A 20,714-nucleotide genomic window follows, 5' to 3' on the forward strand; every position below is an offset into this window, starting at 1 on the left:
TGCACGCGCTGTGCGCACAGCAGACTTGTTTTCATTTTCACACAGGAGACCCGCATGACCCTTTCCAAACGCGACTTTCTGGCCCTCGGCGCTGCCGCTGGCGCATCCATGGCCCTGCCCGCTTGGGCACAAGCCAAGCCCCTGATTGCCAGCCTCAACATGTTTGTCCCCGCTGCCCCCGGTGGCGGCTGGGACGGCACGGCCCGCGCCATGGAGCGGGCCGCCAAGGCCGCAGGTCTGGTGGGCACCATGCAATTTGAAAACGTCGGCGGCGCTGGCGGCATGGTGGGTCTGCCCCGTTATGTGAACCAACGCAAAGGCCAGGGCAACAGCCTGATGGTGGGCGGCTCGGTCATGATCGGTGCGGGCATTGCCAACAAGAGCCCCGTGACCATCAAAGACGTGACACCGATTGCCCGCTTGACCGAAGAGGCCGGCGTCATCGTGGTGCCCGCCAACGGCAAGATCAAGAGCTGGAAAGAACTCGAAGCGGCCATCAAGGCCAACCCCAAGGCCGTGTCGGTGGCTGGCGGCAGCGCTGGCGGCACCGACCACCTGATTTTGGGCATGTTGATCAAAGCCTTGGGCAAGAACCCCCGCGAAGCCGCTTATGTGGCATTTGCTGGCGGCGGCCCCGCCAACGCGGCCATCTTGGGCGGCCAAGTCTCGGCCGGTATCTCGGGCTACTCCGAGTTCGAAGAGCAAATCAAGGCGGGCCGCATGATTCCGCTGGCCGTGTCGGGCAAGCGCCGGATTCCAGGCGTGAGCGTGCCCACCCTGTCCGAGTTGGGCATCAACGTGACCGAATCCAACTGGCGCGGTGTGTTTGCGCCTCCCGGCATTTCGAATGCCCAGCGCGAAGCCATGATCGATTTCGTGACCAAACTCAACGCCTCTGCCGCTTGGAAGCAAGAATTGGAAACGCGCAAGTGGACCGACGCCTTCATGACCGAGCGCCCATTTGAGCGCGACTTGGCCAAGGACATTGCCGAAAAAGAAATCCTGATGAAAGAGCTGGGCCTGGCATGACGCCTTTTCGCGTTGCCTTGTTGCTGCTCACCCTTTGCGGGGTGGCCGCTTGGCAGGTCACGGTCATCCCCGAGTCCTTGATGCAGATGACCGTGGGCCCCGTGCTCGCGCCCGGGGTGATCGTGGGGGCGCTGAGCGTTTTCGCCGTTTTGTACGGCGTCAGCGCTTGGCGCGGTCGCCAGACCGACGAAAGCCAGGCACCCGATCAGTCGCCCCTGCCGGGCGCGACGGGACGGGTCCTGAGCTTGTTGGGCGGCGGTGTGGCATTCATCGTCCTCGTGATCCCCTTGGGTTTTGTGATTCCCGGCACGCTCTGCGGCATGGGCGTGGCCCGCTCGTTTGACGCACCGCTGGGTTTCAAATCGGCCCTGATTTGCGCCGCCATTGCCAGCACCTTCTGGTTTGTGTTTGCCCAATTGCTGGGCGTGGGCCTGGGTCCCGCACTGCCTTGGTGGGTTTGAAGTGGGTGTGAAGCGGGCTTGGGCCCGTTTCAATGCCCCACGTTTTTTCGATCGGATACCCCATGGAAGCTTTTGACGCCCTGATGGGTGGCTTTGCCATTGCCTTGCAACCCACCACCTTGATGTGGGGCTTTGTGGGCTGCTTTGTCGGCACGCTGGTGGGTGTGCTGCCGGGCATTGGCCCGGCTTTGACCATCGCCTTGCTCTTGCCCCTGACCTACCACGTCCCGGCCACCAGCATGTTTGTCATGTTCGCGGGCATTTACTACGGCGCCGCCTACGGGGGCTCGACCACCTCGATTTTGCTCAACACACCTGGCGAATCGGCGGCCGTGGTGACGGCCTTGGAGGGCAACAAAATGGCCCGGCGCGGGCGCGCCGGCCAAGCCTTGGCCACCGCCGCCATCGGCAGCTTTGTGGCCGGCACCATCGGCACCTTGGCCCTGACCTTTGTGGCCCCGTGGGTGGTTGAAGCGGCTTTGGCCTTTGGCCCGGCCGAATACTTCAGCCTCATGGTCTTGTCGGTGGTGGCCGTCTCGGCCGTGCTGGGCAACTCCATGCTGCGCGGCTTGGTGGCCTTGGGCCTGGGCTTGCTGCTGGGCATGGTGGGCGTGGACCTGCAAACCGGCCAGCCCCGGTTCACCTTTGGCCGCCCCGAATTGCTCGATGGCATCGAAGTGACCGTGGCCGCAGTGGGCCTGTTTGCCGTGGGCGAGGCGCTTTACCTGGCCTGGCAAGGCCGCGAGTCCAAAGGCGGCGAGGTCATGAAACTCTCGGGCAGCTTGTGGATGAGCAAACAAGACTGGGCACGTTCTTGGAAGCCCTGGTTCCGGGGTGCTTTCTTTGGTTTCCCGATTGGCGCCATGCCCGCAGGCGGGGCCGAATTGCCCACACTGCTGTCGTATTACACCGAGAAAAAACTCTCCAAACACCCTGAAGAGTTTGGCCATGGTGCCATCGAAGGCGTGGCCGGCCCCGAGGCCGCCAACAACGCCGCAGCCGCCGGTGTGCTCATGCCCTTGCTCACCCTGGGCATCCCCACCTCGGCCACGGCCGCCATCATGCTGTCCGCCTTTGAAGGCTACGGCATCCAAACCGGCCCCCAACTTTTTAGCCAGCAAGGCAGCTTGGTGTGGACGCTGATTGCCAGCCTCTACATCGGCAACGTGATCTTGCTGGTGCTCAACCTGCCCTTGGTGAGCCTGTGGGTCAAGCTGCTCAAGATCCCGCCGCCTTGGCTGTACGCCGGCATCATCGTGATCTCGACCGCAGGCGTTTACGGCGCAGGCAACTCGGTCTTTAACGTGGGCCTGTTGTTCGTCTTTGGCTTGCTGGGCTACCTCATGCGCCGCTTTGACTTTCCGGCCGCCCCGCTGATTGTGGGCTTGATCCTGGCCCCTCTGGGCGAGCAATCCATGCGCCAGGCCCTGACCATCAGCCAGGGCGATTGGTCCACCTTCTTCACGCGCCCGTTGTCGGGCGGCTTGATGGCGGTGGCGCTGCTGCTGCTGCTGGCCCCGACACTGTGGCGAAAATTCCGCAATGCAGCCAAGCGCTGATACGTAATAACCCGCTTCAATTACTTCATTTTTTTTGGTCTGATTCACATCCTTTCTTAACTACAAGCGCAAAGAGACATGCAAAACACACCCAACCCCCTGATTCCACGCCGTGACTACCTCAAATGGATGGGTGCGGCCGGCCTAGCGGCCACTGGCGTATCCGGTCACGCCCAATCGGCTTGGCCCAACAAACCCATCCGTTGGATCATCCCCTTTGCGCCCGGTGGCACCTCGAGCATCGTGGCTCGCGGGATTGCGGCCCAGCTGACCAAGCAAATGGGCGTGTCCTTTGTCATCGACAACAAAGGCGGCGGTGGCGGTGTGCCCGCCATGCAAGAACTCCACCGTGCCCCAGCAGACGGCTACACCATCATCATGAGCCACATCGGCCTGATGGCGGTCAACCCCCTCATCTACCCCGACAGCGGCTACGACGTCAACAAAGACTTTGTGCCCGTCACCCTGCTCTCGCGCGTGCCCAGCTTGTTTGTGGTGCACAAAGACGTGCCTGCCACCGACATGAAATCCCTGATTGCCTACGTCAAGTCCCGTCCCGGTCAGCTGAACTACGCCTCAGCCGGCAACGCCAGCGCAGGCCACCTGGCCATGGAAGCGCTCAAGCTCGCCACCGGCATGTTCATCACCCACATCCCCTACCGCGGCACCGGCCCTGCTCTCAACGACGTGCTGGCCGGTCGCATCCAACTGTTCTCGGCAGGCACCCCGGCCCTGTTGCCCCACATCAAGAGCGGTGCAGTGCGTTGCATTGCTGTGGGAACCACCGAACGCATCCCCGTCTTGCCCGACGTGCCCACCGTGCAGGAATTGGGCTTCAAAGACTTTGAAACCGTGCAGTGGTACGGCATCCATGCCCGCACTGGTACACCGCCCGAGATCATCACAAAACTGCAGCAAGAATGCGCCAAAGCCGTGAAGTCGCCCGAAGTGGTGGCGCAAAACGCAGCCGAAAGCGCCATTCCAGGCGGTGGCTCATCGGCTGAATACGCGGCCTTTGTCGCCCGTGAACAAGCCCGCTGGAAAGAAGTCGTCATCAAAGGCCAAATCAAACCCGGTTGATCGCAGGCCTCAGGGCTTGGACGTGCGCCGGCTTTGCAGCATGGCCACGTTCATTTCGCCATCCAGGGCAGAGGCGTAAAAGCGCTCGATCATTTGCACCGACGTGCGGGCGTTGCGCGCCAAAGTCAGCATGTCAATGCCCTGCCCATACAAGAGCCGGAACATGATGGCGGTGTGGCGCAAGCAGTACAAGGTGCGCAGCCGCCCCGTGTGGTCGGTCGGGGCAACGCCCGCCTCGCGCATCACCCACTTGAACCAAAAACCCAGCACCGCCAAAGCGTAATTGCGGTCTTTTTCCGCTGGCAAAAAAAGGTAGTCGTCAGGCCCACCCCAGCCCTGCTTTTGGGCATGGGCCCAGGCGGCCGCATACACCTGCACAGCCGGCGTCAAGGTCACCATGGGCGCATCGTGCCCTTTGGTCTCGGGCAAAGTCATGCGCAGATACACATGGGTGCCGCGCACGATCTGAATGTGCTTGTGCTGGAGTTGCCGCAGGTCACCGGGCCGCACAAAACTGTTCACCATGAAGCGAATGGCCCAGGCCATGTCCGGGGGCAGCGTCAGGTGCCGAGGCTGAACCCAAAAGCGCTCGCGCTGGCTGGTGGACGCTTTGATCTCGGGGGCCACATCGCCGCGCTTGGCCAAACGGTGCGCCGTGCGCACCACGGCCAGGTACTCCGTCACGCTCAAAGAAGACCGAGGTTTGCTGGTGATCTTGATGGGGGGCATTTCCGGCAGCTCCCTCAAAAACCCATGGCGGATGGCCAGTTTGAGCAATTTGCGCACCACCACCAGGTATTGCGACACGGTGGTCGAACTCAGGTGGCAGTCGGTCAAGCGCTGGACAAAGCCATCCATCATCACCGGCGTGACCTGCGACGGCGGGATGTATTTGAAATACGGCAGCACATGCGCATCCAGCCGGTTTTTCAGGATGCCCACAGACGCCGCGCTCAACTCGCCCCGTTGCACCCGCAGGGTTTCTTGCCCGATCAACTGATCGGCCAGGGCGTCAAATCGGTTCAAGCGCATCGCCCCTGTGGTCAACACCGAGTCGGACACCCCCTCTGCCGAGCGGCGCGGGCTGCGTGCGGCGTGCGTCGGGGCTGGCGGCAGGACACGCGCGTGCAGATCGGACGCCCGCGGCGCCGCGTCTGGTAAGAACGCATGCTCGGGCTGCGCCGGCTGTGCAAGAGACCCGTGGGCCTCCCCCGGCGGGGACACCGAATGGGCCATGCGCTGCCAAACCTCGGGGCTGACCACATAAAAGACGGGCCGGTTGGCATGCAGGATCGCCACAGCCGACGCGCCCGAGCCGGCCACGGTGTCCATGGGCGTGGCCAGGAAATCGTCCAGACTGGTGCAAAGTGAGGCCAAAAGTGGTCGAACGGTCATGCTACCCAAGTATAGACTGACAATACAAACAATAATGCTTTATTTGCAAAAATACTTTGCAATGTAGCTGCTCTGGCTACATTGGCAGCCGTTTCGGGCACCGCTTTTGCTCAATCTACCGTGACTTTGTCCGGCTCTTTGGGCCTGACCTTTGGTAACGTTGAATACGGTGGCGCGCCTACTCGTCAAGACATCGGTCGCGCTTCCGGTGCTATCACATTGGCTGGCACTGAAGACCTGGGCGGTGGCTTGAATGCTTCTTTCGTTGTGCAACAAGGCATGTACGGCTGGACAACTGCTGGCGGCGCAGCTTCCACATCGTTGACTGGCAACTCTCTGGGTAACTTTGGCGATCGTCAAATGTTCGCCACTGTGTCTGGTGGTTTCGGTACCGTGAAAATCGGTCGTGACCTGACTGGCGGCTCTACAGCGCCTTTGGGCGCTGGTAAAGTTGACGGCACACGTGCTATCACTGGCATGGACGACAACAAAGCCGATGCTGTGTACTTTGGTAACGTGCGCGCCACTTCCTTGGCTTACATCACACCAAACATCAGCGGTTTCAACGCTTACGTTGGCATCACACCCCAGAACTACGGTGGGTTGACTGCTGGTTCGGCAAGTACAACAGTCACTTCTGACGGCGTTGGTATCCTGGCAGTTGCAACTCCTGCCGCTGCTTCCACCAAACCTGATTCTTCCACTGGTTATGGCTTGACTTACGCAAACGGTCCCGTCAGCGCGGCTCTGGATGTTTCCAAATTCGAAGAGACTGTCCCTACTTTAGGTAACAACGCGACAGTGACGTCTATGGGTGCCAGCTATGACCTGGGCGTTGCCAAGGTTGGTGCGGTTTACCAAACAATCAAAGGCGATGCCAAAGCCAACACCAAGTCCAACATCGTGTCTGTCAGCGTACCTTTGGGCGCAGTGACTTTGGGTGCAGCTGTGGGTAAGCGCAATGCTACAGCCACAGGTGCTTTCTCTGCTGTTGAAACCAAGCACTCTCAAGTGTCGGCCAGCTACGCTTTGAGCAAGCGCACTGTGGTGTACTTTGCACACAGCGACAAAAATGTTGCTGGCGCTGCTGTGAATGCTAACGACGCCAAAGAAACTGGCGTTGGTATCGCTCACACTTTCTGAGCTGACGCTGGCGCAAGCCCGCTGCGGTTAAGAGCTAAAAAACCCACCGTGGCAACACGGTGGGTTTTTTGATGGTTGGGGCATTGGAGGGTTTTGGCGGGCGACGGCATGGGTCACGATCCCATCGAGAGGGCCGCCATGGGCCGGGCTCTGCGAACGCTCACGTCACCGCGTGGCACGCGATCTTGATCCCTTTGAAGTCGCGCAAAGCGGGGCGTTCGGCGCGGCAAATGTCGGTGGCCTGCGGGCAGCGCGGGTGGAAGGTGCAGCCGCTGGGTGGGTTGAGCGGATTGGGCACTTCACCTTGCACGGGGGTGCGGGCGCGGCCGGTGTCGTGCATTTTGGGAATCGCGTCCAGCAGCATCTTGGTGTAGGGGTGCTGTGGGTTGCCAAACAGGGTGTGTTTGTCGGCCAGTTCGACCAGTCGGCCCAAGTACATCACGCCCACTTGGTCGCTCACATGACGCACCACGGCGAGGTTGTGGCTGATGAACAAATACGTCAGGCCCCGCTCGCGCTGCAGGTCTTTCATGATGTTGAGCACCTGCGCTTGCACGCTCACATCCAGCGCCGATGTCGGCTCGTCGCACACCAAAAACTCGGGGGCTGTGGCCAGGGCGCGGGCAATCGAGATGCGCTGGCGTTGTCCGCCCGAAAATTGGTGTGGGTACTTGACCATGTCGAGTGGCGAGAGGCCGACCGACTTGAGCAGGTCGGCCACACGGGCCTTGAGCTCTTCGGCATCTCGGATCAGGCCATGCTCCTTGAGCGGCTCGCCAATGATGTTGTCCACCGTCCAGCGAGGATTCAAGCTGGCATAGGGGTCTTGAAAAATCATCTGGATGCGCTGGCGCATGGCCTTGGCATCGTTCGATTTGAAAGCGGCGTGTGCGTCTTGGCCGTCGAAAGTCAGACCGCCGCGTGTGGGCTCGTACAAGCCCACCAGCAAGCGGGCCACGGTGCTTTTCCCGCAACCAGACTCACCCACCAAGGCCAAAGTTTTGCCGCGCTCGATCTCAAAGCTCACGCCATCCACGGCGTTGAGCAGTTGGCGGGGTTTGCGCTCGATCACACGGTTGAGCCAGGGGGCAGACACATCAAAGGTTTTGGCCAAATCGTGCGCGATGACCAAGGGCTGAGTGCGGGTGTTGCTCATGCTGCGCTCCCGTCGTGCAGCCAGCAAGCGGCTTGGGTTTGACCGGCTTGGACCAAATCGGGGCGCTCTTGCCTGCAGCGGTCCAAGGCTTTCGGGCAGCGCGGGTTGAAGGCGCAGCCTGTTGGAATGGCGTTCAAGCGGGGCATGGCGCCATCGATTTGGTTCAAACGTTCGCGGTCGCTGTCCATGTCGGGGATCGAGGCCATCAGGCCTGCGGTGTAGGGGTGGGCCGGTTGGTTGATGACCTGGTGCACCGGACCGATTTCGGCCACACGGCCGGCGTACAACACAGCCACGCGGTCACAGGTCTCGGCGATCACGCCCATGTCATGGGTGATCAGCATGACGGCAGCGCCCCGGTCTTTGCACACCTTTTTGAGCAAGCCGATGATTTGGGCTTGAATGGACACATCGAGTGCCGTGGTCGGCTCGTCGGCCACGATCAGTTGCGGCTCCGCGGCCAAGGCCAGCGCAATCACCACGCGCTGGCGCATGCCCCCCGAGAACTGGTGCGGGTAATGGTCGATGCGTTCTTCGGCGGCTGAAATACCGGTGTCCTTGAGCAGCTGGATGGCGCGCAGCCGAGCCTCTTGGGGCGTCACCGGCAGGTGGGCCAAGATGGTTTCGGTCAGCTGCTTGCCAATCGAGTACAAGGGGTTGAGCGAGGTCAGCGGGTCCTGAAAAATCGCCCCAATCCTGCGCCCCCGAATGTGGCGCATCTCATCGTTGTTCAAGTGGTCAATGCGCTGGCCTTCGAGCAAGATTTGCCCTGCGGCCACTCGGCCCGGGGGCTCCAGCAGGCCAATGATGGCGGCGCCCGTGAGCGATTTGCCCGCGCCCGACTCGCCCACCACGCCCAGGATTTCTCCGGGGGCAATGTCGAAGGAGATGTCATCCAACGCACGCAGCGTACCGTGGCGAATGGGGAACTCCACCACCAGGTTTTTGACTTGTAAAAGACTCATCGCAATCTCGGATTCAGCGCGTCGCGCAACCAGTCACCCAGCAAGTTGACCGACAGGGCGATCAGCACCAGCATCAGCCCAGGAAAAATCGTGATCCACCACTCGCCCGAAAACAAATAGTCATTGCCCACCCGAATCAGCGTCCCCAATGAAGGGGAGGTGGGCGGTGCGCCCACACCCAAGAACGAGAGCGTGGCTTCGGTGATGATGGCCGTTGCCACCTGGATGGTGGCCAGCACCATGACCGGGCCCATCACGTTGGGCAAGACATGCTTGGCCATGATGCGCAGGGGGGCCACACCGGTGACGCGGGCGGCCTGCACATACTCTTTGTTGCGCTCCACCAAAGTGGTGCCGCGCACCGTGCGGGCGTATTGCACCCAACCCGTGAGCGAGATGGACAAGATCAGCACCCCAAATGCCAGCGACTCGTGCGCGTTGGGAAACAGGGCGCGCCCCACACCCGCGATCAAGAGGGCCACCAAAATGGCGGGAAAGGACAGCATCACATCGCACAGGCGCATGAGCAAAGCGTCGATCCATCCGCCTTTGAAGCCTGCCAACAAACCCAGGCCGACGCCCACCACCACCGACAAAACCACCGAAGCCAGCCCCACCACCAAAGAAATGCGCGAACCGTAGATCAGGGCCGACAAAATGTCCCGTCCCTGATCGTCGGTGCCCAGGAGGAATTTGGTGGTGCCCCCGTCCATCCAGGCCGGGGGCAAACGGGCATCGCTCAGCTCCAGGGTGGCCAGGTCAAACGGGTTGGTGGGGGCCACCCAGCCGGCAAAGACCGAACAAAAAAGACAAACAAAGGCGATCCCAGCGGCCACCATCGCCGTGGGCGATTGGCGGAAGCTGTAACCGACATCGCTGTGCAGCCAGCGTTTCAATGCGTTCATGGCTTACTTGATGGAGATGGACTTGAACGGCATGTAGTTGTCGCCGCGCTGCACCAGCGTGACTCGTTTGCTGGTGCCCCAGGCCAAGGCTTGCTGGTGCAAAGGCAGGTGACCGATGTCGGCGCTGTGCAATTCAAACACTTCGCGGATCATGGCGTTGCGCTTGGCCTGATCGGTTTCACTTTGAATCTTGACCGTCAGCTCATCCACCTTGGGGTTGCAATAGGCGCCCAGGTTGAACTGGCCGGTGCCCTTGTCGTCCACGCAGCGCATCAGGGCATTCAAAGCGTTGTGGGCGTCGTAAGTGCTGGGGGTCCAGCCGAGCAAATAAAAGCTGGTGTCGCGGCGCAGGATTTTGGGGAAATAAGTCCCCTTGGTCTCGGCCTTGAGGTTGATTTTGATGCCCACGCGCGCCAAATTGGCGGCCACGGCCTCGCAAATTTGACCATCGTTCACATAGCGGTCGTTCGGGCAGTTCATGTCCACCGAAAAGCCTGTCGGGTACCCGGCATCGGCCAGCAACTTTTTCGAAGCCTCGGGGTCGAAGGGCAGGCGTTTGTTCAGGTCTTCGCTGTACCCGTTGATGCCCGGACCCACCATCAAGGCCGAGTTGTTGGAGGCGCCACGCATGACCGTGCGCTTGATGCCTTCCATGTCGATGGCTTGGTAGAAGGCTTGGCGCACGCGCTTGTCCTTGAACGGGTTTTTGCCCTTCACACTGGCGTACAGCAGTTCATCGCGTTTTTGGTCCATGCCCAAAAAGATGGTGCGCAGCTCGGGGGCCACGAGGGCGCGGGTGTTGGCGCCGGCGTTGATGCGGGGGACATCTTGCACAGGCACGGGCTCCATCACATCGATCTCGCCGGAGAGCAAGGCCGCCACGCGCGTGGGGTCATTGGCAATGACAGAGAAGATCACCTCGTCCACATTGCCCTCGATCTTGCCCCAGTAGCTGCCATTGCGCACAAAGGTGGTGCGCACGTTGGGCTGGCGCTCACGCAGGCGGTAAGGGCCTGTCCCGTTGGCGCGGAAGGAAGCTGCGTTTTCAATCCCTTTGCGGCGGTCCACGGGGCGTGTGGCCTGGTTGTCCTCGCACCACTTTTTGCTCATGATGTACACGGTCGACAACACGTTGGGCAAGATCGGGAAAGGGGCTTTGGTTTCGATCTCGATGGTATGGCTGCCCAGCTTGCGCACGTCTTTGATGTCATTGGTGTTGCTGCGCATGTCCGAGCCTTCGCCAGCGGCACGGTTGAGCGAGAACACCACGTCATCTGCCGTGAAAGGCGTGTCGTCATGAAAGCGCACGTTCTTGCGCAATTCAAAGCGCCACACGGTGGGTGAAGTCTGTTTCCACGAAGTGGCCAAGCCGGCCTCGAATTGCAGGTCTTTGCTCACCCCCACCAGCGATTCGTAGACGTTGTTGGTCACGCTCAGCTGAAGCGACTCGTTGAGCGAGTGCGGGTCCATCGACAAGGCGTCGCCCTGGTTGGCAATGCGCACGGTGGCAGCATGGGCAGCGCCCAAGGACAGGGCTGAGGCGATGGCCGCAGCCACCAATGAGCGAGAGAGTTTGGAATGTCGCATGAGAAAACTCCTGAGGTGGATGGTGGAAGGCGGTCAGGGCTTGACCGAGACGGCAAGGGGCAAGGCCTGCTCAATCAAACTGGCATGCAAGGCCGCGCCCAGCGGCAGAATGTCGTCGTTGAAGTCGTAACGGCTGTTGTGCAGGGGATGGGGCCCCGGGCCATGAGGCAGGCCTTGACCGATGCGGATGTACGCGCCAGGTTTGGCCTGCAGCATGAATGAAAAATCTTCGCCCCCCATGCTGGGCAGCATGTTGCGCCAGACCTTGTCTTCACCCACCAAGGCCGCCGCCACATCACAGGCAAACTGCGCTTCGGGCAGGGTGTTCACGGTGGCGGGGTAGACGCGCTCGTAGGTCAATTCGGCCGATGCGCCAAAGCCTTGGGCGATGCCGGCGCACAAAGACCGCAGGCGGTCTTCGATCAGGTCTTGGATGCTTTCGCTGTAGGTGCGCACGGTGCCCACCAACGTCACCTCACCCGGAATCACACTCATGGCACCGGGGTGACCGCCTTGCATCGAGCAAATGCTGACCACCGCTTGGTCAAAGGCCGACAAGTTGCGCGAGACCACGCTTTGCGCGGCGGTGATGATGTGGCCAGCCACCAGCACCGGGTCCACGCCCTGATGGGGGCGGGCACCATGACCGCCTTTGCCGCGGATGAGGATCTCGATGCGGTCCACCGCCGCTTGCATGGGGCCGGGGGTGATGCCGATCACGCCCAAAGGGGTTTCGGGGGAGTTGTGTTGGGCGTAGACCTGCTCGCAAGGGAAGCGCTCGAACAGGCCATCTTGCATCATGGCGCGGGCACCGGCAAAGCCCTCTTCGCCGGGCTGAAAAATCAGCACCGCTGTGCCGTCAAAGCGCCGCGTTTCGGCCAAGTAGCGGGCTGCGCCCATGAGCATGGCGGTGTGGCCATCGTGACCGCAGCCATGCATCAGGCCAGGTTGGGTCGATTTCCAGTTGCACTCGTTCAACTCGGTCAAGGGCAGTGCGTCCATGTCGGCCCGCAAGCCCACCATTCGACCCGGGTTGCTGGCCGAGCGGCCTTGGCCGTGCACCAGCGCCACGACCCCCGTTTTCCCAATGCCCGTGTGGATGCTGTCGACACCGCACACCTTGAGCATCTCGGCCACGCGGCCCGAGGTGTAGACCTCTTCAAACCCAAGCTCAGGGTTGGCGTGCAGATCACGGCGGAAAGCCGTGAGTTCAGGATGGAACTGGGCAATGCGCGCAAACGCGGCACCGCGTCCCAAAACAGATTGCAGAGAAGCACCCATGCTCAATGGCCCCCAGACTTGCCCACGCGCAAGCGCGGATCGACCACAAAGTAAAGCAGATCCACCACCAAATTGATGGCCACAAAAATCAGTGCGATCAGGCACAGGTAGGCGGCCATGACCGGGATGTCCGCGAACGTGACGGCCTGGATGAACAACAGACCCATGCCGGGCCACTGGAACACCGTTTCGGTGATGATGGCAAACGCGATCAAACCACCCAATTGCAAGCCGGTGATGGTGAGCACGGGCACCAAGGTGTTTTTGAGCGCATGGCCAAAGTGAATGGCCCGGTTGGACAGGCCGCGTGCACGGGCAAACTTGATGTAGTCGGTGCGCAGCACCTCCAACATTTCCGCGCGCACCAAGCGCATGATCAGCGTGAGTTGGAAAATGGCCAAGGTCACGGCGGGCAAGACGATGTGGTGCCAGCCCTTGGCCGTCATCAGGCCGCTGGACCACCAGCCCATTTGCACCACTTCGCCACGCCCGAAACTGGGAAACCAGCCCAAGGTCACGGCGAACACCAAAATGAGCAAAATGCCAATCAAAAAGGTGGGCAATGACACCCCCAGCAGCGACACGGTCATGATGAGCTGACTGGCCCAAGTGCCTCGGCGCAAGGCGGCGTAAACCCCCATCGGAATGCCAATGAGCAGCGCCAAAGAGGCGGCCACCAGCGCCAGCTCCAAGGTGGCGGGCAAACGCTCTGCAATCAAGCGCGACACCTTGGCCCCTTGGCGCAAACTCAAACCAAATTCGCCTTGCACCGCATTGGACAAAAAGTGTCCAAACTGCACAAAAAACGGCTGGTCCAGGCCCAAATCCGCCCGCAGCATGTCAATTTGCTCTTTGGTGGCGTCTTGCCCCAGCAAGAACACCACCGGATCGCCCACATACTGAAACAGCAAAAATGCGATGAAAGCGACCGTGACCATGACGACCACGGCCTGAATCAGCCGCTGCAGGATAAACGCCAGCATCAGTTGACCTTGATCAGCGACCAGTCAAGGCGGTTGTCTGGGCGGTGCACCAACTCCACGTTTTTCTTCATCGCCCAAGGAATGACTTGGTTGTGCAGCGGAATGTGCGAGACGGTGTCGTTGGACAGCTGCAGGCCTTCGGTCAGCAGGCGGTTGCGCACGGGCAGATCGGTCTCGGTTTTGACGCGGTCCACGATGTAGTCCATGCGCGCATTGGCGTAACGCCCGACGTTGTAATTGCCATCGCCCCCTGTGCCCACACTGCGCACCAAGGACTGCAGGCTGTACAAGCCGTCAAAAGTCGGCACCCCCCAGCCCAGCATGTAGATGCTGGCTTCGTAGCGCTGGATCATGGGGAAGTACGTCACCAAAGGCATGGTGCGCAGTTTGGCTTTCACGCCCACTTTGGCCCACATGGCCGTGATGGCTTGGCAAATTTCTTCGTCGTTGATATAGCGGTTGTTGGGGCAGGCAAAGTCCACTTCAAAGCCATTGGGATAACCGGCCTCGGCCAGCAGCTTTTTGGACGCCTCTTGCGAATAAGGGAAGCGGGTGTCCACCGCCTGGGTCCAGCCATTGACCTGAGGGGCCACCAAAGCGCCCGTGTTTTGCGACAGGCCACGCATGGTCACACGGTGGATGGTCTCGATGTCAATGGCTTGGTACAAGGCTTTGCGCACCTTCACATCTTTGAGCGGGTTTTTGCCTTTCACACTGGAGCCAGGCAGTTCGTCACGGTGCTGGTCCATGCCCAAGAAAATGGTGCGGTTTTCAATGCCGTCCACCACCTTCAGGTTGGCATTGCTGCGCATGCGGCCCAAGTCTTGGGGGCTGGGGTCCAGCACAAAGTCAATCTCACCCGACAGCAAAGCGGCCGCGCGGGTGGCTTCGTTTTTGATGGGGGTGTAGATGATCTCGGTCACATTGGTCGGCGACTCAGACCAGCCCCACCAGTTGGGGTTCTTCACCAGCACCAGCTTTTGGTCGGGCTGCCACTCTTTGACCATGTAGGGGCCACTGCCCATGGCGTTGCGGTGGGCGAAGTTTTCGTCTTTGGTCTTGGCGTCTTTGGGCTCGACCGATTTGTTCTTCTCGGCCCAGGCTTTGCTCATGATGCGCAGCTCGGTCAGCTGGTTCAGCAGCACGGGGTTGGGGCCACTCAAGATGATGTCCACCGTGTTGGCGTCCACCTTGACGATGCGGCTGAAGCCTTGGGTGTAGACGTTGAAGTTGGAGGTCTTGGCGCGTGCGCGGTCCAAGGAGAACACCACATCGTCGGCGGTCAAAGCGCTGCCATCGCTGAACTTGACGCCTTTGCGCAAGTTGAAGCGGTATTGCGTGGCCGACATTTCTTTCCACGAAGTGGCCAGCTTGGGCTCAACCTTGAAGGTTTTGCTGTTGTAGTAGACCAAGGAATCAAAAATAGCCGCATGCACGCCATTGCCCAGGGCGTTGTTTTGCGAGTGGATGTCGAGCGTCGGGATGTCGCTGGCGCTGGACCATTTGAAAGGCTTGGCCTGCACAGTGGCCACCCCCATCCAACCGGCCAAACCCAAAGAAAGCACCAAAGTGGTGGTGCGGACAGAACCATTTTTAACGTTTTTCATCAAAGTCACCTCGGTCATGGAATGAGCTGTTCAGAGATGACCACTATGCAACATTCAGGCCCGGGTCAGGGAGAGGGAATTCCCCCAAATGGGCTGTCGCGCACAGGACTGGTGCACGCGGCGCGGGGGCCGCCGCCCAGACAGCACTCAGTCGAGCCGGATGTCGCCATACCAAGCGCGCACCTGGCTGCGTGTGTTGTCCGAATCGGTCATGATGGCCATGCCCACCAAAGCGCCGGGGGCTTCCCCGAAAGCTTTTTCAAAATCGGCCCGGATGTCGCGTTGGTATTGCCGCCATTGCCGGATGTGCGCGGGGCCTGACTCCACCACCCACTTGCGCACACGGTCGGTGCGGGGGTTGACGATGACCGAATCCACCGCTCGGTGGTTGCACCAGACGTACATCAAAGTGGCATAAGGCAAGGGCTCGCCCGTGAGGGCCTCGGTCAGGTCGCTGAGCATGGTGTTTTTGGCCGAAAACCGGCTGCGGTCGCCTTCAAAAGCCAAGATCACCCGCACCGGGGAATCTTCGCTGGCCTGCTCGCCCATGTCGGCCCCGGCCAGCAAGTTGTCAATTTGCCAGGTGAATTGCAAGCGCCCCAATTGGTCTGCAGGCACATTCAAGCGCTGGCGCAGCATGCTGGCCGAAGCTTGGGCGTGGGCGCTCAAAGCCACGCGTTGGTCGTGTTTTTCCAATTGAAATGCGGTGCGCAATTTGCCCGGCAAAGGCACGGCCTCCCATTTGGCCTTGTCTTGGGGGCTGAAATGCAGACCACCCGGGCGCGGCATCACAACAGGGTGAGCGACCCGCTGGGCAGGGTCGCCTGGCGTGGCGCAACCGGCCAGCACGGCCCAAGCCAAAGCGCACACGGACAGGCGAATCAGCGACCCAGAGAAAACCATGACGGACCTTTCAGGAAGTTTGCTGGACAATACCGATGGATTCAGTCGCGGATTGTCATTCAATTCGCGAATTTCATTTTTTTGGAACTGTTGTCATGCTCCACCGTCGCCATGTGTTGCAGTCACTCGCCCTGACTGCCCTGCCCCATGCGTGGGCGCAAGCCCCATCGGCTTTTCCCTCGAAACCCTTGCGCATCGTGGTGCCATTTGGCGCGGGCGGGGTGGCCGATCTGACAGCACGCGCCGTGGCCCAGAAACTGTCTGAGAACTTGGGGCAAGCGGTGGTGATTGACAACCGTCCTGGAGCAGGGGGCATTGTCGCGGGTGAATTGGTGGCCAAAGCCGCCCCCGATGGCCACACATTGCTGCTGATGTCCAACGGCACAGCGGTCAGTGCGGGACTGTTCAAGTCGCTGCCCTTCAATCCTCGAACCGACTTTGCGCCCATTTCTTTGCTGGGCTTGTTTGACATCGCCATCGTGGTCCCCGAGTCTTCGCCCTACAAGACACTGGCCGAGCTGGTCAGTTATGGCCGCGCCCATCCGGGCAAGCTCAACATGGGCACCATCAACATCGGCAGCACCCAGCACTTGGCCGCCGAGTTGTTCAGATCCCAGGCCAACCTGATCAGCCAACTCATCCCCTACAACGGCACGCCGGCCGTCATCAACGCCTTGCGCGGGGGGCAAGTGGACGTGGTGGTGGAAATTTTGGGTCCGCTCAAACCCCAAATCAACGCCAAAGCGGTGCGCTTGCTGGGTGTCATGGGTGCCTCACGACCCCAAGACCTGCCGCATGTCCCCGTGGTGCGCGAACTTCCGGGCCTGAGCGGTTTTGACGTGTCTTCATGGAACGCTTTGGCAGCACCGGGCAAGACGCCGCAAGCCTTGGTGGAGCGCTTGAGCGCCGAAGTGAACAAAGTCGTGACAGCGCCCGACATGGTGCAACGCCTGGCAAGTTTCAATGTGCAAGCCAAGGCCAGTACCCCTGCGCAACTGGCCCAATGGCTTGACAGCGACATCAAACGCTGGACAGAGGTGATTCAAAAGGCCGGCATTCCCCAGCAGTGAGCCCTCATCACAGGCGGTGATGCCGACGCGCATCACCGCATGGCTCAGGCGTCCAGCCCCCCGACCGAGAGCACATCCCAACAAGCCCCCATGGTGTGGTAGTCCACTTTGCCTGCGGGTGATTTGGTGTTCTCCAGCTTGCGGCCATCGGCCCCCAAAATACGGAACCATGCCCCGTGCTGGTGGTCCACCATGTGCGCCCAGCTCCATTGCCACAGCGCCTGGTATTGGTGCAAGAAGGTGGTATCACCCGTGTGCCGCCACAAACGCCAAGCGCTGGCGAATGACTCGGCCTGGACCCAAAAGTATTTGTCGGTATCGCAGGGCGATTGGTCCGGGGCGAAGCCATAAATGAGTCCACCATGTTGTGCGTCCCAGCCATGCCGGTAGGCGGCTTGCTGAAAATGAACCGCCCGATCGACCCAACGCTGTTGTGGGCGGTGCATGTGGGCGATCATGAGCAATTTGGCCCACTCGGTTTGGTGCCCCGTCTGGAAGCCCCAGGGTTTGAAAATATTGCCAGGATTGTGTTTGTTGTAGTCCCAATCGATGGACCAATCGGCGCGGTAGTGCTCCCAGACCAGACCTTCGGCTTGATCGGCCAAATCGAAAGCAAAGCGCTCGATCAACATTTCTGCCCGATCCAGGTACTGGGTGTCGCCAGTGAACTCATACGCCGCCAGACAAGCTTCGCACATGTGCATGTTGGCGTTTTGCCCCCGGTAGTCGAGCAAGCGTCCCTCTGGCGTGATTTCATCGGCATACGCGCCATCCACCGCGCAGAAAAACGCATCGTTCATGCGTGCAAAAGCGTTGGCCACATCCTCGCGAGTGGCGCAGCCTACGCTGTGGGCATGGGCTTGCGCCAACAACACAAAGGCTTGCCCATAAGCCATGACCGTGCTGTCTTCGATCTGTCCGTGGTTGACCGTCCAGGCATACAAACCATCGGGCCGGCGAAAGGCCTGCAGATGGGCCAGGCCATGCCGGGCCCAGTCAGCGACGGCATCGCGCCGCGTGTGGCGCTTGGCCATGGCCCCGTTGAACACAAAGCGGGTGGCACTGACCAAGTGACGGTGCGAGGTGTTGTAAACCGTCCCATCGTCCAGAAAGTAATGGAAGAACCCGCCTTGGCTGTCCAGCGCTCTGGGCTCATAAAAGCGCAGGATGTCGACAATGTGCTGTTCCAAAAAATGACGACTTTGAAAATTCACGAACTTCATCTCCTCAAGACTCAAAGGGCAACCGGTGCGTCTGAAGAACGAGGCACCAAAACAACAGGCTCCAAATAGTGCAGGGACTGGGGCGGCTGGCCCGCCAACACCGAAAGCAAGACCTGACCCAAGTGTTGGCCATTCTCGAAAATGCGGTGCTCGATGGTCGACAGCGGCGGGTTGCTGTAGCGCCCGGCATCGCTGTTGCCATAGCCCATGATGGAGATGTCTGCCCCCACCCGCAGACCCTTGGCACGGCAAGCGGCCATGGCGCCAATGGCCATCGCATCGGTGGCACACAGCAAAGCCGTGGGGCGATCGTCCAAATCCAGCAAGGCCTGCGCCATGGAAAAACCACCCGTTTCAGACAAATGGCCTTGCATGATCAAGCGCTGATCCAGCTTCAAATGGGCCTGTTTCAACGCTTTCAAAAACCCTTGCTGACGCAACTGCGCAAACGTGTATTCGGCAGGGCCGTTGAGCAGGGCAATCTTTTGATGGCCAAATGCAATCAGGCGTTGCGCCGCCATGAAAAAAGCCATTTCGTTGTCGGTGTCCACCCAGGCATGCCCGGCACTGTCGGCGCAGCGCCCATAAGTCACAAACGGTTTGTCGTGTTCCAGCATCAAGCCGACACGCTGGTCCTGCAAACGGGTTCGCACAATGACAAAAGCGTCGAACCAGCCGCTGCGCATGAAGTTTTCATACACCCCTCGCTCTTGCTCGGGGGAGGAGGTCGCCGAGGTCGTGGCCATCAGGCTGTAGCCCGCCGGCTCAAGCACGCTGGAGGTGCCGCCCAACAAGCTGGAATACATCGAGTCGATGAACTGCCCGCCTTCTGGCGACGTGGGCAAGACCACCCCAATGGCGCCGGATTTGCCCGATTTGAGCCGTCTGGCGCCGGGATGCGGTTTGTAGCCCAAGGCCTGCGCGCGCGCCATGACCCTGAGTCGGGTGGACTCGGCCACATCCGTGTAGCCATTCAGTGCGCGGGAAACGGTGGAGACCGAGAGTCCAAGATCTTGAGCCAGGTGAACAATTGACATGGGTGGGATATTAACCAGTCAAACCCAAACACTCACCAGGGTTGCTGCAGCGCAGCGGCATCCATGTTCAAAAACTCAATCACCATGGCTGCGGTCCACGTGAAGGTCCCACCGCCCAAGGCCTCGCCCGTCATCGGGTGGTAATACTCGGAGCAGCCGCTTTTTTCAATGCACTGCAGGCTCGCTTGCATCACGCGATGGGCCAACTCGGTCTGCGCGCATTGGCGCAGTCCCGTGATGAGCAAGAAATTGACAATCAACCAAGAGGGGCCACGCCAATAACGCTTGCCATCAAAACGCTCATCATTCGGATCCATGCTGCACACGCCAAAGGGCGCCTGGTCCAGCCAGTCACCGAGCCGGGTACAGACATCCGAGACATGCGGATGCCCAGCTGGCAACACCAGCAGGGGCAACAAGCCCCCGATGCTGGCGCTGTTGACCCGCTGACCCGTGCGACGGTTCAGACAGGCGTATTGCCCCAGCTCGGCATGCCACAAGGTGCCCATGGCCTCAATGGAACGCGCGGCACGCTGCGCCAGCCTTTGGGCCAGGTCCGCATCCCCCAAGCGCTCGGCCAAGCGCGACAGTGCCAATTCCGAGTGGATCAAGATGGCATTGAAGCCCGGATCGACCACCTGGAACGGCGAGGCATCGTGTAATTTCGTGTTGTCCCACTTCAAGGCGCGAAAGCACTCCAACAAAGCCACATAGCGGTCGTACTCCAACGCGGTGGGCCGCTGGCTGGCATCGACGTGGTTGGTGTCGCGGCGCTGGTAGGGCGCGATCCCTTCTGTCGGCACACTGGCCAGCGCCTCGTCCCAATCACAGGAGTTGTCGCGACCCGACTCCCAGGGGTGCAAGAGCGCCACCACCCCCGTGCCGTGTGGATCGCGACAGCGGTAAAACCAGTCATGCCAGCGCACCGCCGCCTGCATCAGGTGGCGACAACGCGCATCGACTTGTGCGCTGCGTTCGTCCCGCCCATAAAGTTGCTCCAATACCATGCCCAAAACGGGCGGCTGGGTGATCCCGGAGGTCGGCGTAGGCCGTCCGGTTTGCCAGACATCTGGCCCCGGAAAGTAACCGTCATCCCGTTCGTGGAAGACGATGTGCGGCACCATGCCATCCGGCCATTGATGGGCCATCAGGGTCTCCACCTCGAGCCACGCCCGATCCGGGCTGATCCGAAATTGTCCCAATGCGGTCAAGCAGGAGTCCCAATTCCATTGAAAGGGGTACAGGCCGTGAGTGGGCACGGTGTAGTGGCCTTTGTCATTGAGCCGCAAAATGCGCTCGGCTTCTTGGAGCATGTCTTGGGTGTTCATGG

General features: G+C 60.6%; 18 protein-coding genes. 6 read left to right on the top strand and 12 right to left on the bottom strand.

Going from position 1 to position 20,714, the window contains the following annotated elements; translation table 11 throughout:
* The first annotated feature begins 54 nt into the window (after nt 1-54).
* The 4 genes from ACHEXK_RS12580 (at nt 55) to ACHEXK_RS12595 (ending at nt 4,129) form a co-directional block, all read left to right on the top strand.
* A complete protein-coding gene (locus tag ACHEXK_RS12580; protein WP_416546667.1) occupies nt 55-1,029 on the top strand; it encodes a Bug family tripartite tricarboxylate transporter substrate binding protein in 975 nt (324 codons plus the stop codon).
* Entirely contained in the window at nt 1,026-1,490 is a 465-nt protein-coding gene (locus ACHEXK_RS12585; RefSeq protein WP_416546668.1) for a tripartite tricarboxylate transporter TctB family protein, read from the top strand. The genes ACHEXK_RS12580 and ACHEXK_RS12585 overlap by 4 nt, the downstream gene beginning before the upstream one ends.
* Before the next feature lie 62 nt (nt 1,491-1,552).
* Nucleotides 1,553-3,049 carry a tripartite tricarboxylate transporter permease gene (locus ACHEXK_RS12590; RefSeq protein WP_416546669.1) on the top strand — a complete coding sequence of 499 codons (1,497 nt, stop codon included), beginning with the start codon at nt 1,553-1,555 and terminating at the stop codon, nt 3,047-3,049.
* Nucleotides 3,050-3,127: 78 nt separating this feature from the next.
* On the top strand, nt 3,128-4,129 hold the full coding sequence (locus ACHEXK_RS12595; protein ID WP_416546670.1) for a Bug family tripartite tricarboxylate transporter substrate binding protein: 1,002 nt from the start codon (nt 3,128-3,130) through the stop codon (nt 4,127-4,129).
* 9 nt (nt 4,130-4,138) lie between these two features.
* On the opposite strand, the gene ACHEXK_RS12600 is transcribed toward ACHEXK_RS12595, so the two are convergent.
* Nucleotides 4,139-5,524: a phage integrase SAM-like domain-containing protein gene (locus ACHEXK_RS12600; protein ID WP_416546671.1), complete on the bottom strand. Its 1,386-nt coding sequence runs from the start codon at nt 5,522-5,524 to the stop codon at nt 4,139-4,141.
* A gap of 81 nt (nt 5,525-5,605) precedes the next feature.
* Between ACHEXK_RS12600 and ACHEXK_RS12605 the strand changes: the two genes are divergently transcribed.
* Nucleotides 5,606-6,667, top strand: coding sequence for a porin (locus tag ACHEXK_RS12605; RefSeq protein WP_416546672.1), 1,062 nt, complete (start codon nt 5,606-5,608; stop codon nt 6,665-6,667).
* 160 nt (nt 6,668-6,827) lie between these two features.
* On the opposite strand, the gene ACHEXK_RS12610 is transcribed toward ACHEXK_RS12605, so the two are convergent.
* The 8 genes from ACHEXK_RS12610 to ACHEXK_RS12645 form a co-directional block, all read right to left on the bottom strand.
* The gene (locus tag ACHEXK_RS12610) at nt 6,828-7,823 is read right to left on the bottom strand and encodes an ABC transporter ATP-binding protein (protein ID WP_416546673.1); all 996 of its coding nucleotides are present in this window, start codon (nt 7,821-7,823) and stop codon (nt 6,828-6,830) included.
* Nucleotides 7,820-8,788, bottom strand: a complete 969-nt coding sequence (locus ACHEXK_RS12615) for an ABC transporter ATP-binding protein (protein WP_416546674.1) — start codon at nt 8,786-8,788, stop codon at nt 7,820-7,822. The genes ACHEXK_RS12610 and ACHEXK_RS12615 overlap by 4 nt, the downstream gene beginning before the upstream one ends.
* On the bottom strand, nt 8,785-9,693 hold the full coding sequence (locus ACHEXK_RS12620) for an ABC transporter permease (protein WP_416546675.1): 909 nt from the start codon (nt 9,691-9,693) through the stop codon (nt 8,785-8,787). The genes ACHEXK_RS12615 and ACHEXK_RS12620 overlap by 4 nt, the downstream gene beginning before the upstream one ends.
* Nucleotides 9,694-9,696: 3 nt before the next feature.
* Nucleotides 9,697-11,280 carry an ABC transporter substrate-binding protein gene (locus ACHEXK_RS12625; RefSeq protein ID WP_416546676.1) on the bottom strand — a complete coding sequence of 528 codons (1,584 nt, stop codon included), beginning with the start codon at nt 11,278-11,280 and terminating at the stop codon, nt 9,697-9,699.
* A 33-nt stretch (nt 11,281-11,313) separates the two neighbouring features.
* On the bottom strand, nt 11,314-12,561 hold the full coding sequence (locus ACHEXK_RS12630) for a M20 aminoacylase family protein (RefSeq protein ID WP_416546677.1): 1,248 nt from the start codon (nt 12,559-12,561) through the stop codon (nt 11,314-11,316).
* A gap of 2 nt (nt 12,562-12,563) precedes the next feature.
* Nucleotides 12,564-13,544, bottom strand: coding sequence for an ABC transporter permease (locus ACHEXK_RS12635; protein ID WP_416546678.1), 981 nt, complete (start codon nt 13,542-13,544; stop codon nt 12,564-12,566).
* Nucleotides 13,544-15,082, bottom strand: coding sequence for an ABC transporter substrate-binding protein (locus ACHEXK_RS12640; protein ID WP_416548944.1), 1,539 nt, complete (start codon nt 15,080-15,082; stop codon nt 13,544-13,546). Before ACHEXK_RS12640 ends, ACHEXK_RS12635 begins: the two co-directional genes overlap by 1 nt.
* 216 nt (nt 15,083-15,298) lie before the next feature.
* Complete coding sequence (locus tag ACHEXK_RS12645) at nt 15,299-16,054, bottom strand: DUF3047 domain-containing protein (protein WP_416546679.1); 756 nt, start codon at nt 16,052-16,054, stop codon at nt 15,299-15,301.
* Between the two features lie 95 nt (nt 16,055-16,149).
* Here ACHEXK_RS12645 and ACHEXK_RS12650 point away from each other — a divergent pair, with 95 nt between their 5' ends.
* Nucleotides 16,150-17,124: a Bug family tripartite tricarboxylate transporter substrate binding protein gene (locus ACHEXK_RS12650; protein ID WP_416546680.1), complete on the top strand. Its 975-nt coding sequence runs from the start codon at nt 16,150-16,152 to the stop codon at nt 17,122-17,124.
* Nucleotides 17,125-17,168: 44 nt separating this feature from the next.
* Here the strand turns inward: ACHEXK_RS12650 and ACHEXK_RS12655 are convergent, their stop codons facing one another.
* Genes ACHEXK_RS12655 through ACHEXK_RS12665 form a run of 3 tightly spaced genes read right to left on the bottom strand, consistent with a single transcriptional unit; the run spans nt 17,169 to nt 20,712 of the window.
* Nucleotides 17,169-18,347, bottom strand: coding sequence for an AGE family epimerase/isomerase (locus tag ACHEXK_RS12655; RefSeq protein WP_416546681.1), 1,179 nt, complete (start codon nt 18,345-18,347; stop codon nt 17,169-17,171).
* Nucleotides 18,348-18,358: 11 nt separating this feature from the next.
* Nucleotides 18,359-19,384, bottom strand: coding sequence for a LacI family DNA-binding transcriptional regulator (locus ACHEXK_RS12660; protein ID WP_416546682.1), 1,026 nt, complete (start codon nt 19,382-19,384; stop codon nt 18,359-18,361).
* Nucleotides 19,385-19,416: 32 nt separating this feature from the next.
* On the bottom strand, nt 19,417-20,712 hold the full coding sequence (locus tag ACHEXK_RS12665) for an MGH1-like glycoside hydrolase domain-containing protein (RefSeq protein WP_416546683.1): 1,296 nt from the start codon (nt 20,710-20,712) through the stop codon (nt 19,417-19,419).
* Between the last annotated feature and the right edge of the window lie 2 nt (nt 20,713-20,714).

The sequence above is a fragment of the Limnohabitans sp. DCL3 genome (genome assembly GCF_048019295.1).
In the GTDB taxonomy this organism is placed as follows: Bacteria; Pseudomonadota; Gammaproteobacteria; order Burkholderiales; family Burkholderiaceae_C; genus Limnohabitans_A.

Coding starts and splice junctions, on each gene's coding strand:
- ACHEXK_RS12645 (WP_416546679.1), bottom strand. CDS start 16,054: ATGGTTTTCTCTGGGTCGCTGATTCGCCTGTCCGTGTGCGCTTTGGCT.
- ACHEXK_RS12665 (WP_416546683.1), bottom strand. CDS start 20,712: ATGAACACCCAAGACATGCTCCAAGAAGCCGAGCGCATTTTGCGGCTC.
- ACHEXK_RS12635 (WP_416546678.1), bottom strand. CDS start 13,544: ATGCTGGCGTTTATCCTGCAGCGGCTGATTCAGGCCGTGGTCGTCATG.
- ACHEXK_RS12630 (WP_416546677.1), bottom strand. CDS start 12,561: ATGGGTGCTTCTCTGCAATCTGTTTTGGGACGCGGTGCCGCGTTTGCG.
- ACHEXK_RS12580 (WP_416546667.1), top strand. CDS start 55: ATGACCCTTTCCAAACGCGACTTTCTGGCCCTCGGCGCTGCCGCTGGC.
- ACHEXK_RS12585 (WP_416546668.1), top strand. CDS start 1,026: ATGACGCCTTTTCGCGTTGCCTTGTTGCTGCTCACCCTTTGCGGGGTG.
- ACHEXK_RS12625 (WP_416546676.1), bottom strand. CDS start 11,280: ATGCGACATTCCAAACTCTCTCGCTCATTGGTGGCTGCGGCCATCGCC.
- ACHEXK_RS12590 (WP_416546669.1), top strand. CDS start 1,553: ATGGAAGCTTTTGACGCCCTGATGGGTGGCTTTGCCATTGCCTTGCAA.
- ACHEXK_RS12600 (WP_416546671.1), bottom strand. CDS start 5,524: ATGACCGTTCGACCACTTTTGGCCTCACTTTGCACCAGTCTGGACGAT.
- ACHEXK_RS12620 (WP_416546675.1), bottom strand. CDS start 9,693: ATGAACGCATTGAAACGCTGGCTGCACAGCGATGTCGGTTACAGCTTC.
- ACHEXK_RS12660 (WP_416546682.1), bottom strand. CDS start 19,384: ATGTCAATTGTTCACCTGGCTCAAGATCTTGGACTCTCGGTCTCCACC.
- ACHEXK_RS12640 (WP_416548944.1), bottom strand. CDS start 15,082: ATGGGGGTGGCCACTGTGCAGGCCAAGCCTTTCAAATGGTCCAGCGCC.
- ACHEXK_RS12615 (WP_416546674.1), bottom strand. CDS start 8,788: ATGAGTCTTTTACAAGTCAAAAACCTGGTGGTGGAGTTCCCCATTCGC.
- ACHEXK_RS12650 (WP_416546680.1), top strand. CDS start 16,150: ATGCTCCACCGTCGCCATGTGTTGCAGTCACTCGCCCTGACTGCCCTG.
- ACHEXK_RS12655 (WP_416546681.1), bottom strand. CDS start 18,347: ATGAAGTTCGTGAATTTTCAAAGTCGTCATTTTTTGGAACAGCACATT.
- ACHEXK_RS12595 (WP_416546670.1), top strand. CDS start 3,128: ATGCAAAACACACCCAACCCCCTGATTCCACGCCGTGACTACCTCAAA.
- ACHEXK_RS12610 (WP_416546673.1), bottom strand. CDS start 7,823: ATGAGCAACACCCGCACTCAGCCCTTGGTCATCGCGCACGATTTGGCC.